At 68.6% G+C, this 16,683-nt stretch carries 19 protein-coding genes; 8 read left to right on the top strand and 11 right to left on the bottom strand.

All coding sequences use genetic code 11. The annotated features are described in order from the left end of the window. The first annotated feature begins 4 nt into the window (after positions 1–4). On the top strand, positions 5–580 hold the full coding sequence (locus tag FHU39_RS10160; protein ID WP_246336496.1) for a M23 family metallopeptidase: 576 nt from the start codon (positions 5–7) through the stop codon (positions 578–580). A gap of 96 nt (positions 581–676) precedes the next feature. On the opposite strand, the gene FHU39_RS10165 is transcribed toward FHU39_RS10160, so the two are convergent. Continuing rightward, positions 677–1,174, bottom strand: a complete 498-nt coding sequence (locus tag FHU39_RS10165) for a MerR family transcriptional regulator (protein WP_221185216.1) — start codon at positions 1,172–1,174, stop codon at positions 677–679. On the opposite strand from FHU39_RS10165, the gene FHU39_RS10170 reads away from it, so the two are divergent. Beyond that, positions 1,164–1,886, top strand: a complete 723-nt coding sequence (locus FHU39_RS10170; RefSeq protein ID WP_183320230.1) for a methyltransferase domain-containing protein — start codon at positions 1,164–1,166, stop codon at positions 1,884–1,886. The genes FHU39_RS10165 and FHU39_RS10170 overlap by 11 nt on opposite strands. Before the next feature lie 62 nt (positions 1,887–1,948). Here the strand turns inward: FHU39_RS10170 and FHU39_RS10175 are convergent, their stop codons facing one another. Together FHU39_RS10175 and FHU39_RS10180 are read right to left on the bottom strand one after the other, a co-directional pair. Then, a complete protein-coding gene (locus tag FHU39_RS10175) occupies positions 1,949–3,076 on the bottom strand; it encodes a sensor histidine kinase (RefSeq protein WP_183320231.1) in 1,128 nt (375 codons plus the stop codon). Further along, a complete protein-coding gene (locus FHU39_RS10180) occupies positions 3,073–3,768 on the bottom strand; it encodes a response regulator transcription factor (protein ID WP_183320996.1) in 696 nt (231 codons plus the stop codon). The genes FHU39_RS10175 and FHU39_RS10180 overlap by 4 nt, the downstream gene beginning before the upstream one ends. A 124-nt stretch (positions 3,769–3,892) precedes the next feature. On the opposite strand from FHU39_RS10180, the gene FHU39_RS10185 reads away from it, so the two are divergent. The 4 genes from FHU39_RS10185 (at position 3,893) to FHU39_RS10200 (ending at position 7,299) form a co-directional block, all read left to right on the top strand. Continuing rightward, positions 3,893–4,138 (top strand): hypothetical protein, encoded by a 246-nt coding sequence (locus FHU39_RS10185; RefSeq protein WP_183320232.1) that lies wholly within the window; start codon positions 3,893–3,895, stop codon positions 4,136–4,138. A 108-nt stretch (positions 4,139–4,246) separates the two neighbouring features. Next, the gene (locus FHU39_RS10190) at positions 4,247–4,867 is read left to right on the top strand and encodes a YdhK family protein (protein WP_425484776.1); all 621 of its coding nucleotides are present in this window, start codon (positions 4,247–4,249) and stop codon (positions 4,865–4,867) included. Positions 4,868–5,010: 143 nt separating this feature from the next. Further along, a complete protein-coding gene (locus tag FHU39_RS10195; protein ID WP_183320234.1) occupies positions 5,011–6,585 on the top strand; it encodes a multicopper oxidase family protein in 1,575 nt (524 codons plus the stop codon). Between the two features lie 30 nt (positions 6,586–6,615). Further along, complete coding sequence (locus tag FHU39_RS10200) at positions 6,616–7,299, top strand: Cif family virulence factor (protein WP_183320235.1); 684 nt, start codon at positions 6,616–6,618, stop codon at positions 7,297–7,299. Between the two features lie 46 nt (positions 7,300–7,345). Here FHU39_RS10200 and FHU39_RS10205 read toward each other — a convergent pair whose 3' ends face one another. The 8 genes from FHU39_RS10205 to FHU39_RS10240 are packed head-to-tail and all read right to left on the bottom strand — an operon-like array spanning position 7,346 to position 15,618. Further along, entirely contained in the window at positions 7,346–8,806 is a 1,461-nt protein-coding gene (locus FHU39_RS10205; protein ID WP_183320236.1) for a proton-conducting transporter transmembrane domain-containing protein, read from the bottom strand. Further along, positions 8,803–10,293, bottom strand: a complete 1,491-nt coding sequence (locus FHU39_RS10210; protein ID WP_171157434.1) for a complex I subunit 4 family protein — start codon at positions 10,291–10,293, stop codon at positions 8,803–8,805. The genes FHU39_RS10205 and FHU39_RS10210 overlap by 4 nt, the downstream gene beginning before the upstream one ends. 5 nt (positions 10,294–10,298) lie before the next feature. After that, positions 10,299–12,176, bottom strand: coding sequence for a proton-conducting transporter transmembrane domain-containing protein (locus tag FHU39_RS10215; RefSeq protein ID WP_183320237.1), 1,878 nt, complete (start codon positions 12,174–12,176; stop codon positions 10,299–10,301). Next, positions 12,173–12,478 (bottom strand): NADH-quinone oxidoreductase subunit K, encoded by a 306-nt coding sequence (locus FHU39_RS10220; RefSeq protein ID WP_171157424.1) that lies wholly within the window; start codon positions 12,476–12,478, stop codon positions 12,173–12,175. Before FHU39_RS10220 ends, FHU39_RS10215 begins: the two co-directional genes overlap by 4 nt. Next, positions 12,475–13,005 carry an NADH-quinone oxidoreductase subunit J gene (locus FHU39_RS10225; RefSeq protein ID WP_343036757.1) on the bottom strand — a complete coding sequence of 177 codons (531 nt, stop codon included), beginning with the start codon at positions 13,003–13,005 and terminating at the stop codon, positions 12,475–12,477. The genes FHU39_RS10220 and FHU39_RS10225 overlap by 4 nt, the downstream gene beginning before the upstream one ends. Continuing rightward, positions 13,002–13,943, bottom strand: coding sequence for a complex I subunit 1 family protein (locus FHU39_RS10230; protein ID WP_171157422.1), 942 nt, complete (start codon positions 13,941–13,943; stop codon positions 13,002–13,004). The genes FHU39_RS10225 and FHU39_RS10230 overlap by 4 nt, the downstream gene beginning before the upstream one ends. Beyond that, positions 13,940–15,277 carry a hypothetical protein gene (locus tag FHU39_RS10235; protein ID WP_183320238.1) on the bottom strand — a complete coding sequence of 446 codons (1,338 nt, stop codon included), beginning with the start codon at positions 15,275–15,277 and terminating at the stop codon, positions 13,940–13,942. Before FHU39_RS10235 ends, FHU39_RS10230 begins: the two co-directional genes overlap by 4 nt. Further along, on the bottom strand, positions 15,268–15,618 hold the full coding sequence (locus FHU39_RS10240) for an NADH-quinone oxidoreductase subunit A (RefSeq protein WP_183320239.1): 351 nt from the start codon (positions 15,616–15,618) through the stop codon (positions 15,268–15,270). The genes FHU39_RS10235 and FHU39_RS10240 overlap by 10 nt, the downstream gene beginning before the upstream one ends. 264 nt (positions 15,619–15,882) lie before the next feature. On the opposite strand from FHU39_RS10240, the gene FHU39_RS10245 reads away from it, so the two are divergent. Both FHU39_RS10245 and FHU39_RS10250 read left to right on the top strand, forming a co-directional pair. Then, positions 15,883–16,221, top strand: coding sequence for a metal-sensitive transcriptional regulator (locus FHU39_RS10245; RefSeq protein WP_171157418.1), 339 nt, complete (start codon positions 15,883–15,885; stop codon positions 16,219–16,221). 113 nt (positions 16,222–16,334) lie between these two features. Continuing rightward, on the top strand, positions 16,335–16,610 hold the full coding sequence (locus FHU39_RS10250; protein ID WP_171157417.1) for a heavy-metal-associated domain-containing protein: 276 nt from the start codon (positions 16,335–16,337) through the stop codon (positions 16,608–16,610). Positions 16,611–16,683 lie beyond the last annotated feature (73 nt).

Genomic DNA, 16,683 nt, shown 5'->3' on the forward strand with positions numbered 1-16,683 from the left:
CCCGATGACAGCGGCAGCACGAGACCGGGCCGCGTCCCGGGATCAGATTCGGACCACGCCCAGCAGCACGAACGTGCCGCGTCCTTCCACCGCCAAGTCAACGCGCGCTCCTGACACCGCAACCCAGCAGCACGCAGAACACCCCACGACAAGCAGCACCAGGCGCCGTCAGCCCGAATGGGTGTGCGCAATCGCCGGGTGTGGCGGAACATTCACCTCCGGGTTCGGCTCCCGGGTCTCACCCGGCGGTATCGGTTCGACATATCACCAAGGTGACGATTTCGCTGCACCCATCGGTACGCCGGTGCGAGCACTACACGACGGCGTGGTCTCTGCTGCCGGATGGAACGGCGGGGCCGGCCTGCGCGTCGCGATCGAGCTCGGCAACGGCACTAGTGCCATCTACGCACACTTGTCCCGGCAACTGGTCGCGCCCGGCGCCCGGGTATCCGCAGGCCAAGTCGTTGCCTACTCGGGCAACACTGGGAACTCCACCGGACCGCACCTTCATCTGGAGATCCACACCGGCGGCGCGGCCATCGATCCGTTGCCATGGCTGCGTACGCGCGGCATCTTCTAGCAAAGAGTCAACCCGCGCAACGGTCGCGCTGGCTGAGTAGGCGCGGGACGAACCGCGGTCGCCGGTGGACGCATCCGGCGTTGACCACAGACTTAGTCAGCGCTGCAGGGCCGTAACTCGGTGCGCGACAGCGGCACGAAAGTGCGGACACGTCCCGATGTCCTCGTGGTCGCATTCCAGAGCGCACTCGATCAGGGCGAGGCAGGCCTGGGCTGCCGCGATGCGGTTTCTCAGTTCAGCGCGATGCTCATGGAGGACGGCGGTCCGCTGCTGTGCCGATCCGGTAGTCATCGCTCGGATCTCCCCGAGCCCCAGCCCGGCCTCCTTGGCCAGCAAAATCGTGGCCACGCGATACACATCATCGGGCCGGTAGCGGCGGTGGCCAGCGGTGGACCGCTGTGGCGACAGGAGATCCTCGGACTCCCAATGACGTAGAACGTGCCTAGCGACACCGGACCGGGCCGCCAGCTCGCCTATGGTCCAAACGGCAGCCGTTGACTTCATGTCGACATTAAGAACGATCCTGGTCGTCATGTCAACGAGACCATCACCAACGGCCGCCGAGCGACACGAGACAACGTCGATGATCCGCATGCTCGACATTGCGGACGAGATGCCCGAAGCCATCCGCGTCCGACACTTCACCTACGAACTCCTGGCCCTCGATCACCGCACCCAAGTCATCGACGTGGGCTGCGGCACCGGCCTGGCGGCGGCCGAGATGTCCCGCACAGCTTCCCAAACCATTGCGCTCGACCCCGACCAATTGATGGTGCAGACCGCCTCATCGCGATGGCCGGAGTTGGACGTACGGCGAGGAGTTGCAGAGCACCTACCGTTATCCGAGGGCTCGGTGACGGCGTACCGCTCCGACAAGGTTTTCCACATGCTGGCCGACCCTGGACGAGCGGTGGCCGAGGCGCATCGCGTCCTTGCTCCTGGAGGCAGAATCGTATTGGTCGGTCAGGACTGGGACGGCATCATGATCGATGCGGCCGATGCCGGCCTGTCACGAGCGATCGTCCAGGCGCGAGCGGACTCCATTCCGAGCCCTCGCGCGGCCCGTCGATATCGAAGTCTGTTGCTTGATGGCGGTTTCGCTGAGGTGGCTGTCCAGGGCTTCCTCGGCGCATTGATCCACCCGTCAATGGTCAACATAGCCATCGGCTTCGCTCAAGCCGCCGCATCGACGGGAGCTGTAACGGCCAGCGAAGCGCAGAACTTCATTCGCGATCAACAGCAGCGAGCTGCGCAGGACCGGTTCTCGGTGGGCCTGCCTGTATGGGTCGCTGCGGCGACGCGATGAGGTGACCTCGGGCATCCCCGGTCATCTGCGATCACGTGGCCGCGTGTGCGTGAGGGACGAGATCAACGATGCAGCCGACGGGGCAGCGTGAAGGTGAAGCGCGCGCCGGCGCCGGGACCGTCGCTGTCGGCGGTGAGCGTTCCATGGTGGGCTCGGGCAATGACGCGGGAGATGGTGAGTCCGATGCCGCTGCCGGTGCTGTCACGGTCTCGCGCGAGTCTCCCGCGGTAGAAGCGTTCGAAGATGTGCGGCAACTGGTCAGCGGGGATGCCGTCGCCGGTGTCGATCACGGCAATTCGTATTGACCCAGTGTCGATGGTGGTCTGGACGGTCACGCCGCCACCGGGTGGAGTATGGCGCAACGCGTTGATCAGCACATTTGTCAGTGCCTGGGCGAACCGCTGGAAGTCGACGAGAACCTCGGCGTCAGCACGGTCACTGATGGCGCTGCGCAGCTGGACACCCTTGCCGACGTACCGAGGGCGCAGGCTTTCGACTGCCGCCTGGACGACCAGCTGAACGGGCGTGCGTTCGAGGTCCAGTCCGAGTTCGCCTTCTTCGGCACGTGATACGTCGTTCAGATCCTCGGCGAGTCGGTGCAGCCGGGTGATCTGGTCCCGGAAGACCCGTGCCGGCTCCGGGCCCCACCCGGTGACGCCGTCGTCGAGACCGTCGAGGTATGCCTCCAGCGTCGCGATCGGGGTGCGCAGCTCGTGGGCGAGATCGGCCAGGAGTCGGTGCCTGGTCGACTCTGTGTGTTGCAGGCGCTCGGCGACCTGATTGAACGTCCCTGTCAGGGATGCCAGCTCCGGACCCGCGGCCGCCGGCGTCGCTCGGGCGCTGTAGTCCCCATAGGAAATGCGTTCGGCGACAGCCGCCAGTTGCACCACCGGGCGAGTCAGCCGGCGGGACAGATACCAAGTGACGGCGATAGCGGCGATCAGCGCGATGAGGACGGCCATGCCGAGCGCAATCGTGTTGGCACTGGTGTAAGCGCGCTCGATGTGCCTCAACTCGGGGGTGTTCGGCCTCTCCCCCGCCATCAGCAGATGATGATGGAACAACGGGGGCCCCACGATCGCGGCGACCCCGGCGGCCGTGATCGCGCCGCAGGTGACGACCAGCCCCTGTGCGAGCAGGAGCCGAGTCGCGATGCCCGGACCACTACCGCGCGTAGCTGGCCACTTCATCGCGTGACCATCCGATAACCGACACCGCGCACAGTGTCGATATACCGGGGCTCGACGGGATCGTCACCCAGCTTGTTGCGCAGATGCGCGATGTGGACATCGACCACATGCTCGTCGCCAACCCAGGCCGGGTCCCACACCTCATCAATGATTTGGCGACGCGCGAATGCCAGCGCAGGTGAGGCGGTCAGCAGCGCCAGGATGTCGAACTCGGTGCGGGTCAGCACGACGGGTTCGCCGGACAGGGTGACACGCCGGCCGGCCGGGTCAACCTCCAGGGATCCAAAGACTCGCAGCTGCGCAACGGACGGGGCCTGGTGCCGGGGGCGCCGTAAGAGGGCTTGAACCCGTGCGACGAGTTCTCGGGGGCGAAACGGCTTGGTGAGGTAGTCATCGGCGCCGACGGACAAGCCGACGATCGTGTCGACTTCTTCGGCGCGGGCGGTGAGTATCAGGATGTAGCAGTCGGTGAAAGTTCTCAGCCGCCGACACACCTCGACGCCGTCCAGACCGGGCAAACCCAGGTCCAGGACGATGACATCCGGTTGTACGGCGTGGGCGGCGTCGATCGCATCCGGTCCGGTGTGCACCAACGGCGCGGCATACCCGGCGCGTTCCAGGTAGGAGCCCACCATGGTGGCCAAGTCCTTCTCATCCTCGACGACCAGGACCGTTCGGACAGCATCGACCATGCACCCATCATCGCCGCTGGCTCCGCAACCGCCGCCACCGGACGTCGGCTGCTGGCAGTTTCTTGATCGTTTCTTCAGAGTCCAACCGGTGTGATCGCAACATCGCGGGTACATCGTGGACGTCATGATGTGGTGGTGGCGCGACACCGGCGTGACCGGCTGGGCCTGGGCGTTGCTGCTGACCTGTGTGTTGGCGCTCTGGGCGTTGGTGGCCTACGCGGCGGCCTGCCTGATACAGGCCACGCCCAACGGCAAGATGGCGCCAACTCGATCGAGGCATGACGACTGCCGTTCCGGGCAGGATCCCGCCAACCGCCCGGAAACGGGACAGCCGACGACCACAACATCGACCACGGCGAGACCGCAGTGATGAAGATCGTTCGACGTGCCCCTTGACGCGTGCAGCATCTTGCGGGCGTGCGCCATACCGAGCCGGTTCCGCCAGCCAACCAATAGAAGTTCTTGAAGGAGAAATTCGTTGTTCCCTACCCGCCGTGCCCGTGTCCTGCTGTCCCTTGCTGCCGCCGCCAGTCTGACGGTGGTGGCTGGCTGCTCCTCGAACTCGTCCTCCCCCGCTGCCTCAGGGGGTCATCACGCCTCCAGTACCGCGATGGACGGTATGTCGATGGGCTCATCCTCCATGCCGACCAGCGCGTCCTCGATGGCGATGGACCACGGTGACGGCGGTCCCGTCCCGGCGGGGATGAAGCCGGCATCCGACCCCAAGTACCCAGTCGGCAGCAAAGTGATCCTGACCGCTGACCACATGGAAGGCATGGACGGTGCGCGCGCCACTGTCGTTGGTGCCTACTCCACGTTCACCTACGCGGTGAACTACACCCCGACCACCGGCGGGTCGATGGTCAAAGACCACGAGTGGGTGGTCCAGCAAGAACTCCAGGACGCCGGCAGCAAACGTCTCGCCAACGGTACGAAGGTGGTCCTCACCACCGACCACATGTCCGGGATGAAGGGCGCGCACGGCACCGTCGCCAGCTCAACCGATCAGACCGTCTACGTCGTGGACTACACCGCACGCGGCATGACGATGAAGAACCACAAGTGGGTGGTCGAGGATGAGATGAAGCCGGCCAAGTGACCCGAGGATCCCTCCAGCGTCACGAATTGCAGCCAGCAGGCGGGCTTCAAGCGGTGGCTCAACCTTGTCGCTGGAGCGCCACCCGCAGAAGGTCGGGCAGCCCCGCTACATATACCCCCCTGGGGTATATGTAGGCTCGAGTCATGAGCGCCATATCGAAATCACTGCAGTTGTCCAGACGTGGCCTGTTCGGTGTCAGCCTGGCGGCCGGTGTCAGCCTGTCGGCCGGCTGCACGTCGTCCGGGGCCGGGGATGCGGCAAGCGGTTCGGCCGGCTCGACGTCATCGGGCACGCGGGTCTCCCCCACCGCCGGTGCGGTTCAGCGGGCCGAGGATGCCCGGCCCGCAGGTGGCCGCACCGTGCGAGCATCGCTGACGTCGGCCCCGATGCGAGCGAGCATCGACGGGCAGCAGGTCGACACCTGGGGTTACGGTGCCCGGCTGCCCGGGCCGGTGCTGCGGTCCCGCGTCGGCGACACCCTTTCGGTCGCCCAGCGCAACCGGTTGGACCAAGCCACGACGACACACTTTCACGGGCTGGCGTTGCGCAACGACGCAGACGGCGTGCCCGGCCTGACCCAGCCGGCGATCAAGCCGGGCGGGTCATTCACGGCCACGTTCAAGACCGCGCATCCGGGCACCTACTGGTATCACTCGCATGTGGAACTGCAGCGAGACCGTGGCCTGTACGGCGCACTGATCATCGAGGACCCGCAGGAGCCGCTCGAGTACGACCACGAGTGGATCCTGGTCGTGGATGACTGGCTGGACGGCATCAAGGGACGCACCCCGGCCAAGCAGGCGGCGCAGCTGGCCAAGGGAATGGCCATGGACCACGACATGTCAGGAATGTCCGGGATGTCGATGCCCAGCATATCCGGGATGGGTGGCGGCGGTGGCGCGACCAGTCCTTTCCTCGGCGGCGACGCCGGGGACGTCACCTACCCGGTGCATCTGATCAACGGGCGCGATCCGATGCGCCCGGACACGTTGAAGGCCAAGCCCGGACAGCGCATTCGGTTGCGGGTGATCAACGCCGCTGGCGACACCGCCTACCGGGTTGGCCTGCCCGGGGTGCCGATGACGCTGACGCACACCGACGGTTTCCCGGTCAAGCATCAGCGCGTGGACGCGATCGTGCTGGGGATGGGCGAACGGGTCGACGCGCTGATCACAGTGCCCGACCATCCGGTGCCATTCGTGGCGCTTGCCGAGGGCAAAGCCGGCCGCACCTTCGCGGTACTCGCGGGCGGGGGCGGTGCCCGCCCGACAACGTCGAGTGTGCCGAAGAAGCTCACCGGCAAGGTCATCCAGTCCGGCGCGGCGACCGCTGACCCGTCCGTGCAGCTTGCCGACCGCCCGGTCGACCAGGTCCACACGCTCGCGTTGACCGGCGGGATGGCCAAGTACGGCTGGGGCATCAACGGCCGGCAATTCGATGAGGCCAACCCGTTTGCCACCGCCTACGACATCCGAGCGGGGCAACGGGTGCGGATCGACTACGCGAACCACACGATGATGTGGCATCCGATGCACCTGCACGGGCACACCTTCCAGGTCGGGGCGACGGGTCCGCGCAAGGACACGGTCATCGTCAAGCCGATGCAGACGGTGTCGGTGTTCTTCGACGCGGACAACCCCGGTCAGTGGCTGACCCACTGCCACAACGCGTACCACGCGAACCGCGGGATGATGGCGGTGCTCAGTTACGTGAAGTAGCCCGGTCGAGGGGCGGTCATACTGGAACTCGTGCAGCCGATATGCCGCGGCCCCACGATCGCCACCGCGACCGTTGTTGCACTCCTGCTCGCCGCCTGTACAGCCAGCGGCTCGGCCGACACGCCCTCGGCGCACGACCCCTCCCGATCCGAGTCGAACGGTGCATGCACGGACACGACAGTTCGAAAGCTGGTAATCGGGTTCGTGCGGGCATTCAACGCCGGTGACCAACCGACCTTGCAGCGGATCTGGGCGCGGCAGGGAAACGGCTTCGACTGGTACATCACCGACGGTCCGGGACAACGGATCGGCTCCGTCGCTCAGGACAGGGCCGGACTCGAGCGATATTTCGCTGGCCGCCACGAGGCCGGGGAACGGCTCCGGCTGACTTCGTTCCAGTTCAACGGCAACACCGCCGGCTACGGCAACTTCCAATACACGCTGATTCGCCGAGCCGACGACCTAGCGCCGACCAAATACACGGGCAAGGGCGCCGCGATCTGCACATCGACGAGATCGATGCTGGGCGTCTGGTCGATGGCCAAGACACCGACACCGAGAGCCAAAGCCGAGACCCACGCGGCCGCCGCCCTTTCCTGGCAGCGGCCGCGGTCCAGCCGTCAGGCGGCGGGGTTCGTGTGCGCCTCTCATTGGCCCCGGCCGGCCAGCGGCGCGAACCGCGGCATGATGGCCGTGGTCAGCTACGTGAAGTAGCCCGCCGAGAGCGCAGATGCGCCGGATTGCCGGCGAGCCTGGGTCCTCACCACTTGATAGCGGCCGATCCGATGTCCAGCACGCCGTCGGCCACGATGCCGATCAGCAGGGCCAGGCATCCGGTGGTGACCGCCGCGGCGATCACGCACCGCGCGGGCCAGGCCAGCGCCTCCCGCGGACTACCCGGCACCGACGGGCCGGCGGCCGGTCCGGTGGCTGGGTCGGGGCGGGCGAACGCGGGAGCGATCCAACGCAGGTAGTAGTAGAGGCTCGCGACAGTGTTGACGGCGGCGATGACCACGAGCCATGCCCAGCCGCCGTCCCAGGTGGCGGCGAAGACGGTGAGCTTACCGGTGAACACGCCAGTGGGTGGGGTACCGACCAGGGCCAACAGGCTGACCACGAGGACGCCGGCCAGGGCTGGGCTCTGGCGAGCGAGCCCGCGGTAGTCCGTCAGTGTGGAGGGCCCGGGGCGTGCGGCGATGACGGCGAACGCGCCGAGGTTGGCTGCTGCGTATGCCGCCAGATAAAGGATTAGCGCGGCCAGCGGTGCGGAGCCGGCGACCGGATCGGCGACCACGACGACCATGAGCAGGTAGCCGACCTGGCTGATGGTGGAGTAGGCCAGCAGTCGGGCCGGATCGTCCTGCCGGAAGGCGGCGAGGTTACCCAGGGTCATGCTGGCCGCGGCCAGCAGTGCCAGCAGCAGTCGCCAGTTGATGGCGTCGTCGGGTAGGACGAGCACGAACCGGTACAGGGCGAGCAGCGCCCCGATTTTGGGGACAGTGGTCAGGAAGGCCCCGGCACCGGTGGTGGCACCTTGTACGGCGTCCGGCACCCAGAAGTGCACCGGGACCGCGCCGGCTTTGAAGAGCAGTCCGGCAAACACGGCCACCGCTCCCAGGGCGAGGGCCGCGGGTGGGGCGCCGGGCAGGCGCTGGGCCAGGTCGGCATACGAGGTGGATCCGGCCAGCCCGAACAGCACCGCGATCCCGAGGAACATGACGATGCCCAGCAGTACACCGAACAGGTAGGTCTTCAGCGCCCCTTCGGCGCCAGCGGGGTCACGGGCCCAGCCGGCGAGGGCGTAGAGCGGGATGGACGCCAGCAGATAGGCCACCGCGAGCAACAGCAGGTCGGTGCTGCCGGCCAGCAGGATGGTACCGAGACTGGCCAGCAGCACCAGGACTGCGAACTCGCTCTCCCGGGCGCTGCCGCGCACCCGCCCGGCAGACAGGCCCAACACGAGCAGCGCCGCGGCGGGCACGATGAGCCGGGCGGCGAACGTGGCGGCGTCGATCGCGTAACTGCCGGCATACAGCGTCTGCCCCGAAGCGCCCGCCGTGGCGCCGGCCACCAGCGACCCGGCCAGCGCGACGGCGGCTACCAGCTGCGCGCTCCACTGCCGCTCCTGGCGGACGAACGAGCCGGTCAGCAGCGCGACCACGGCACCGACGAGCAGGATGAGCTCGGGTGCGAACGCGGCCGGGTCCTCGTGCGCGGTCACCGGCCGACCAGCGCGATCAGGTGATCCGCGGCGGGCGTCACAACGCCGAGCAGGGACTGCGGGAAGACGCCGATGAGCACGGACAGGGCCAGCAGCGGCCCGATGGCCCACAGTTCGCGAGCGGACAGGTCCGCGAACGCGACCTGTCCGGTTCGTGGTGTGCCGAGGAAGAGCCGGTGGATAGCCCACAGGAAGAGGCCGGCTGTGAGGACGATGCCCAGCGCGGCGACCGCGGCTGCCGGTGTGGCCGGGCCGAGGCTGCCAGCGAGGATCTGGAACTCGGCGATGAAGCCGCTGAAGCCAGGCAGCCCCAGGCTCGCGAATGCCGCGACGGTCGTCAGTGCGGCGAACCGTGGCGCAGGCCCGGCCAGGGCGCCATACCGGGTCAGGTCGTAGCTGCCACCGCGGTCCAGCAGCACACCGGCCAGCAGGAACAAGGCCGCGGTGATCAGCCCGTGACTGACCATCTGCACCAGGGCACCGGTGACGGCCACCGACCGGGCGTGGGCGTCACCGGCCAGGCCGGCGGCGCCGAGACCGAGCAGGATGTAACCCATGTGGTTGACACTGGTGAACGCGATCAGCCGTTTGAAGTTGTCCTGGGCCAGCGCCACCAGCGCCCCGTAGAGGACCGAGGCCACGCCCACCCCGACGAACACCCAGGCATAGGTGCGCCACTGCTCGGGCAGCAGCGGCATCGCGATCCGCACGAAACCGAAGGTGCCCATTTTCAGCAGGATCCCGGCCAGCACCGCCGACCCAGCCGCCGGCGCGTCGGTGTGCGCCGGCGGTAGCCAGGAGTGGAACGGGACCGTCGGGGTCTTGATCGCCAGGCCGAGTGCGATGGCCGCCAGCACCAACGGCCCGGCCGCACCTGACCCGGTCAACGGCGGGTGCGCGGCGAGCTCGGCGATGTCGAAGGTGTGCGGATCGGAGGCGACATACAGGCCGATGAACCCCAGCAACAGGGCAAGTGAGCCGGTGAAGGTGTAGAGGAAGAACAGCAGCGCCGACCGGCGCCGCGCCGGGCCGTGCCCCCAGCCGGCGATGACGAAGTACATCCCGACGATCGACAGGTCGAAGAACACGAAGAACACGATGAGGTCCAGCGCCGAGAACACCCCCAGACTGGTGGTCTGCAGCGCCAGGAACAACGCCGCGTACGAACGGGGCTGCTGCCGTTCGCGCAGCGAGTAGACCGCCGTCGCGGTGAAAATGACCGCGGTCAGCGCCAGCAGCGGCAGGCTCAACCCGTCGACCCCGACGTGATAGCTGGAGCCGATACCCGGCATCCACGGCACCTGCTCGGCGAACCCGAACTGCCCCGGCCCGTGGCCGTGCAGGTATGCCGCCCACATGCCGACACTGAGCCCGACCGTCACCAGACCGGTCACCAACCAGGCCCACAGGGCGACCCGGTCGGGCACGCGGGCCAGCAGCAGCACCGCGGCGACCGCGGCGGGCAGAAATATCAACAGGGACAACAACGGGTTTACCTCGCCAACCAGACGATGAGGACGGCCACGGCCAAACCGACCGAGGCCTGCGCGTAGTACTGGTGCAGTTGCCCGGTCTGCGGGCGCAGCGCCAGGCCCGCACCCCGGCGGGCCGCAGCCACGACGCCGCGCAGTGCGCCACCGACCCCGACGGCGTCGATCGCCGCGGCGTGGTCGGCCAGCCGACGGCCCGCGTGGCCGGTGCCGGTCACCGCTGCCTCGAGTGCGGCGTCACCCCGGGCCAGCAGGGCGGCCAGGCGCAGGGTCGGGCGCAGCACCCCGGCATGGGCAACCTGCTCCAGGCGCAGCCAGCTGCCGGCCCACCGCGGCGCCGGCAGGCGCTGCGGCCAGCGCAGCGCCACGCCGGTCACGACGACGGCCAGGACCACAGAGACGGCCACTTCCCCGGCGGAGGCGGAGGTCGGCGTCGGCGCGCCCGGGTCCACCTTGGCCCATACGGCCGGGACGACCAGCACCCCGAGGCCGGCCGCACCGACTGCTAGGGGTAGCAACGGGATTCGCTCGATCCAGCCGACCTGCCGGGTGCCGGCCTCCTCGGTGTCGTAGCCGGTCGGGTGGTCCGGCAGGCGGCGCCAGATCAGCGCGAGGGCCTTGCCGGCATACGCGCTGGAGGCCACCGCGGCCGCGAGCCCGACCGCGTACAGCGCACCCGACTGCTCGCGGGCGGCCGCGAGGACGGACTCCTTGGTGGCCCACAGAGTCAGCGGCGGCACCCCGGCCAGAGCCAGTGCCGCGACGGTGAAGGGCACGCCGACCCACGGGTAGGCCCGCCCGGCGCCGCGCAGCGCCGGCAGGGACTTGGTGCCCAGAGCGGCCAGCCAGGCCCCGGCGGCCAGGAACAGCAGCGCCTTGGTGGACGCGTGGCCGACCAGGTGTGCCAGGCCGGCGCCGACCGCACCCGGCCCGGTGGTGCCCGCCGCGAGCACCACGAAGCCGAGCTGGGCGCTGGTGGACGCCGCGAGCAGCTGTTTCAGGTCGTCCTGGGCGATGGCGACCGCACCCAGCAGTAGGGCGGTCAGCGCCCCGACCCAGGCCGCGGTGGTCGCCGCCCACCCGGCGGCGAGCAGCAGCGGGTGCAGACGCAGCAGCAGGTAGCCGCCCATGGCCACCATGGCGGCCGAGTGCAGCAGCGCCGAGACCGGGCTCGGCCCGTCCATCGCCCGGGACAACCAGAACGAGAACGGCAACTGGGCAGCCTTACCGAACGCCGCTGCCAGCATTCCCGCGGCCGCGATGTGCAGCCACGGGGACGGCAACAACGCCAGGCGATCCAGCGAGAGACCCGGCGTGCCGCCGGAGGCCACGGCCAGGGCGGCTCCGGCGGCGAGGTAGAGCCCGACGTCACCGGCTCTGGTGACCACGAATGCGGTGGTACCTGAGGCGACCGCGGTATCGCGTCGCCAGTCGAATGCGATCAGCGCGTAGCTGGTGGCGCCCATCACCTCCCAGGCCATGAGCAGCCCGAGCAGCGTGGTGGTGGTGGCGGTGACCAGCACGGCGGCGACGAAGACCAGCATGAGCCCGACGAAGCGGGCCCGGTGGTGCCGGATCGCGCCGGCCGAGAAGACCAGCACCAGCAGGCTGACTGCGGCCACGGTGACGACGACGACGGCGGACAGCCCGTCAACCGCCAAGGTGAATGGGTCACCGGCCAGGAAGGGGGCGGACGTGGTCGGCCGAACGGACGCGGCGGCAGCACTCAGAGCGAGTACTCCGGTCGCAACCGAAATCCCGACCGTGGGTGTCGCCCGCTCGACCGCCCGGCGCACCGGCGACGGGCCGAGCGGCGCGGCCAGCAGGCCTACCCCCGCCAGGGCGGGCAGCAGGACCAGCGCCCACAGCAGCGCGCTCACCGTTTCAGCTCCGCAGCCATGTCGGTCATGTCCACGTCGCTGGCCCGGAACAGCAGGGTGGCCACGGCGAAACCCATGGCCATCTCGACCGTCATCGCCGAGATGACGACCAGCAGCAGCACCTGCCCGTCCGGCGCCGCCGGTGCGAGGAAGTACCAGAACGCGGCGGCTGCGACGATGACGGCATTGACCATCAACTCCAGCCCCATCATCACCATGACAACCGACTGCTGGCTGAGCGCGCCGAACACGCCGATGGCGAACAAGGCGGCCGCCAGCAGCAGGAACAGTTGAAGCGTCACCTGTCTGTCTCCCCGCTGTCGTGGGCGGGTTGGTCGTACCGGCCGTGTGGGACAGCAAGCACGAGCGCGGACACGATGGTGGCGAACAGCAGCGCCGAGATGCCGACCATGACCGGCATCTGGGGACCCATGATCGCTTCGCCGATAGCCCGGGTGGGATCGGCCGGGACGGTTCCCCGCCGCGCCGGCCACGGCACTAGCACCGCGGCGGCGCCCAGCAGCAGGAACGTGCCGGCCGCAATGGTCAGCGCCCCGCGCGTGTTGTGCAGCATCGACATGGGCATCAACCCGGCCGGGTTCATCATGAACATGACCATGAAGACGACCATGATCGCCATCTCCATCACCATCATCAAAATGGTGACCACGCCCAAGTAGTCGAGGGTGAGCAGGATCAGCTCCCCACCGACGGCCACGAACGATGCGGCCAGCGCGAAGGTCGCCCTCGCCATGGAATCGACCACGAAGACCGCGACGCCGGAGGCGATCGCAATTACGGCCAGCACGATGAACACCGCGAGTGTCACGATCCACCTCCAGCCGCCGCCAGCACCGACACAACAAGCAGCTGCGCGAGTACCAGCGGCAACACCACCAGCCACGCCAGGCGCATCAACCGGTCCGGGCGCCATACCGGCATTCGGTGGCGCATCGCCAGCAACACGGCGAGCACCGCGGCGCTCTTGAGCAACGTCCACAACCAGGGCGGCAGCAGTGGGCCTGCCCCGCCGCCCAGGAACAGCGCCACGGTCATCGCCGATCCGACGACCAGCAGGGCGTATTGGCCCCACCGCAGCAGCAGCCGGGCCGGCCCGGACTGCTCGACCAGCAGTCCACCGGCGATGTCCTGGCCGACCGGGTGCGCAAAGGGCCCCCACGCGGCAAAGGCGGCCACCGCTGCGGCGAACACCACCGCGGCCAACGGCATCTGCACGATGAACCAGCGGCCCTGCTGGGCCGCCACGATCTGCGGCACCGACAGGCTGCTGGCGGCGACCGCAGGCGCGGTCAGGGCGAACATCAGCGGCAACTCGTACGCCAGCGCCTGGGCAAGAAACCGGTAGCCACCAATCAGCGAATACACGCTGTTCGGGCCCCACCCGGCCAGCCACCATCCCGCCCACAGCAGCACGTCCATGGCGTTGAACCACACCAATCCGACACCCAGGTCGCTCACCACGGCGAAGCCGAGTGGGACGACCTGTGCCATCAGCACCGCGACCAGCAACGGGGTGACGACCCCCACGGCCCACAGCAATCGGTCCGGAGCCGTCGTCGACCGCCGCTGAACCAGCAGCGACCGCGATGCCTCATACACCGGGCGCAGCAGCCGCGCCCTCAGCGGCAGCTCGCCTCGTGGGTCGAGCACCGCGTCCAGCGACCCTGCCAGCACCGCCGCGCACAGCACTAGCGGCACCGCGACCAGCACCGACCAGGCCGGCGCCTGCTGGACGAGGCTTGTCATGCGACGTGCCCGTCGTGCTGGTGGTTGGTGCCCCCGGGCATGCCGTGGGGGCCCTCGTCATGATGGCCGTTTCCGCCGTGACCTGAATGCGGATCCCGGTCGCCGGCGACCCCGGTGGAGTGCAGGTCGTCGGGGTCGGGATCCAGGCTCGCCACGACCAGCCGTGCGTCACCCAGGTCCAGCCCGGGCATCAAGTGCGCGGCGGCCGCGACCAGGGCGTCCGAGCCGCGGCCAGGCCTCCCGCGTGGGCCCTCGGCCGGTGCCACCGGGCCGCTGCTGAGGGCCAGGTCGGCCTCCACCAGCCAGGTCTGCAGCCTTGCCCACACGTCGCCACCGCGCTCGGCCGCTCGCGCGGCCGGACCCGACAGGCCGAGTCGGCTGACGTCACCATGGCCAAGACGACCCAGCCCGGCCAGTGATCGGCGCAGACCCCACGAGCGCTCCACCCGGCGGCGCAGGCGGCGTAACTCCTCTCGCGCCTCGCCCACCGGCTCGCCAGTTTCGGTGAGCAGCACGTCGCGCTGCCCGCGGGCCCGATCGGCCGCGCCGGACCACCCGGCGACCTCCAGCAGACGGCCCACAGAGTCCAGATGCGCCGCCGCCCGGCGGCGCCCGGCCGCCACCCCGGTGCCGTCGGCCCAGAATCGCATCGCGTCTCCGGCCCCGGCCAGCACCCGTACCTCCGCGCCCTGCACCACGTCCCCCTGCAGTTCGACGTCGATGACGAGACCGGACGGCCACGCCGGCAGCACGGGGCCCAGCGCGACATGCAGTACATCCAATTTCAGCCCGTCCCGGTCCGGTGCCCGGTCGGCCATCATCAGCCCCCCGGGCATCTGCATGCCGCCGTGGTCATGCCCCCCGTGCTCGTGACCGCCCTGCTCAGCATCCGTGTGCCCACCGTGACCATGCCCACCATCACCGCCGTGCTCGTGTCCCATCTCGGCTTCCTGTTGGTGGACGTGCTCGCCCATGGGTTCGACCTGCTCAGTCGACTCGGCACCCGCGTCGGGTGTGCTCGCCAGCCGATGTATCCCGGCCGACAGCAACGCTGCCGCACGCGCGGTATCGAGCACGTCGACGCGAACTTTCGGGGCCGGGATCTGACTCCACAGCACCCCAACCGCGTCGGCCAGCTCACCGTCAGGCGAGCCAGCCACGACCAGCACGTCCGCGTCAGCAGGCTCACCGGTGAGCACACCGCCGAGCGCGCGGGCCTGTGCCTCGACCGCCAGCCGCGCGGCAGTTCCGCCGGGCGCTGTCACCAGCAGTACATGTGGCCGGCGCGCAGCCCACCCCGCGAGTAGTCGCTGGGCCGAGGTCCTCAAACCCATCGCAGAGCACCCTCCCGCCACGCGTAGACGACCCCCGCCATCAGCAACCCGAGGAAGACGAACATCTCGACCACCGCGCCCGCGCCCATCTCTGCGACCACCAGCGCCCAGGCGTACATGAAAAGCATCTCCACATCGAAAGCCAGGAAGAGCAACGTCACGGTGTACCAGCGCACGTGGTAGCGAGACAACGCATGCTCCGTCGGCCGGGCACCAGACAGGTAGGGCGCCACCGGTTCACTGGTCGTGCCCACCGTGAGCAGGCGATGGGCGACCAGGACCACGACCGCGGCGAGCAGCACGAGCCCCAACGCGGCCAGGATGCTGACGAAGTCGCCCATCACCTGCTCCCTTCGTGTCCACTGATCGTCCCAGTCACAGCAACAGCTCGCGGTTCTCGCGGCCGCCGAACTCTTCGGCGGGTCGAAAGTGAGCTGCGACCCAAGGCTCTCGGTCACCAACCCGATTGCGACGCCGACGTCACATTGCGTCGGTGAGAGCGTAACTCGTTTATACCTTAGGGGGGTAATGTATGATCAGCATTCAGGAATACCCCAAGGGGGTATGATGTTGAGACTGTTATCCCACCTACGAAGGGGCCGACGATGACCAAGACCGATACGACCGCCGACGCCCCACCACAGGCCGGCACCTCCCAGCACAGCTATATCGCGAACCAGACCAAAGACACCTATCTGAAGCGGCTGCGACGCATCGAAGGGCAGGCCCGCGGCCTGCAGCGGATGGTCGAGGAAGAGCAGTACTGCATCGACATCCTCACCCAGGTCTCTGCCATGACCAAGGCCCTGCAGGGGCTGGCGCTCGGGCTGCTGGATGAGCACATGGCGCACTGCGTCGTCAACGCGGCACGCCAGGGCGGTCCGGAGGCGGACGAGAAACTCAAGGAAGCCTCCGACGCCATCTCCCGACTGGTCCGCAGCTGAACCGAAACACGCCACATCCCACAGGCGACACCCGGACCACCTTCGCGAGCGGTCCAGCTACCCAACCTGAAGACGTACCACCAAGAAATTCAACGAGAGGAACACCCATCACCATGTGCACTTCCTGCAACTGCGGCACCGAGGCAACCGACACCACCGACACCGCCCAACCGGTCGCGATCGGTACGGCGCCTGCGTCCTACACCGTCACGGGTATGACGTGCGGTCACTGCGTGGCATCGGTGACCGAAGAGGTCACCGCGATCGAGGGCGTCCGCGACGTGGTGGTCGACCTGTCCACCGGCAAGCTGACCTTCGAATCCGACAAGCCCGTCCCCCACGACACGGTCGAAGCTGCCGTCCGCGAGGCCGGTTACGCCCTCGCCTGAGCTCCGCCCGGCCAGGCGGAGCTATCCGCACACGGCGGGCCCAGACACCCAACGCAATCGAGGACAAAGGAGG

Source organism: Flexivirga oryzae (assembly GCF_014190805.1).
In the GTDB taxonomy this organism is placed as follows: Bacteria; Actinomycetota; Actinomycetes; order Actinomycetales; family Dermatophilaceae; genus Flexivirga; species Flexivirga oryzae.

Coding starts and splice junctions, on each gene's coding strand:
- FHU39_RS10195 (WP_183320234.1), top strand. CDS start 5,011: ATGAGCGCCATATCGAAATCACTGCAGTTGTCCAGACGTGGCCTGTTC.
- FHU39_RS10230 (WP_171157422.1), bottom strand. CDS start 13,943: ATGACAAGCCTCGTCCAGCAGGCGCCGGCCTGGTCGGTGCTGGTCGCG.
- FHU39_RS10175 (WP_183320231.1), bottom strand. CDS start 3,076: ATGAAGTGGCCAGCTACGCGCGGTAGTGGTCCGGGCATCGCGACTCGG.
- FHU39_RS10160 (WP_246336496.1), top strand. CDS start 5: ATGACAGCGGCAGCACGAGACCGGGCCGCGTCCCGGGATCAGATTCGG.
- FHU39_RS10185 (WP_183320232.1), top strand. CDS start 3,893: ATGATGTGGTGGTGGCGCGACACCGGCGTGACCGGCTGGGCCTGGGCG.
- FHU39_RS10165 (WP_221185216.1), bottom strand. CDS start 1,174: ATGCGGATCATCGACGTTGTCTCGTGTCGCTCGGCGGCCGTTGGTGAT.
- FHU39_RS10170 (WP_183320230.1), top strand. CDS start 1,164: ATGATCCGCATGCTCGACATTGCGGACGAGATGCCCGAAGCCATCCGC.
- FHU39_RS10180 (WP_183320996.1), bottom strand. CDS start 3,768: ATGGTCGATGCTGTCCGAACGGTCCTGGTCGTCGAGGATGAGAAGGAC.
- FHU39_RS10245 (WP_171157418.1), top strand. CDS start 15,883: ATGACCAAGACCGATACGACCGCCGACGCCCCACCACAGGCCGGCACC.
- FHU39_RS10250 (WP_171157417.1), top strand. CDS start 16,335: ATGTGCACTTCCTGCAACTGCGGCACCGAGGCAACCGACACCACCGAC.
- FHU39_RS10240 (WP_183320239.1), bottom strand. CDS start 15,618: ATGGGCGACTTCGTCAGCATCCTGGCCGCGTTGGGGCTCGTGCTGCTC.
- FHU39_RS10235 (WP_183320238.1), bottom strand. CDS start 15,277: ATGGGTTTGAGGACCTCGGCCCAGCGACTACTCGCGGGGTGGGCTGCG.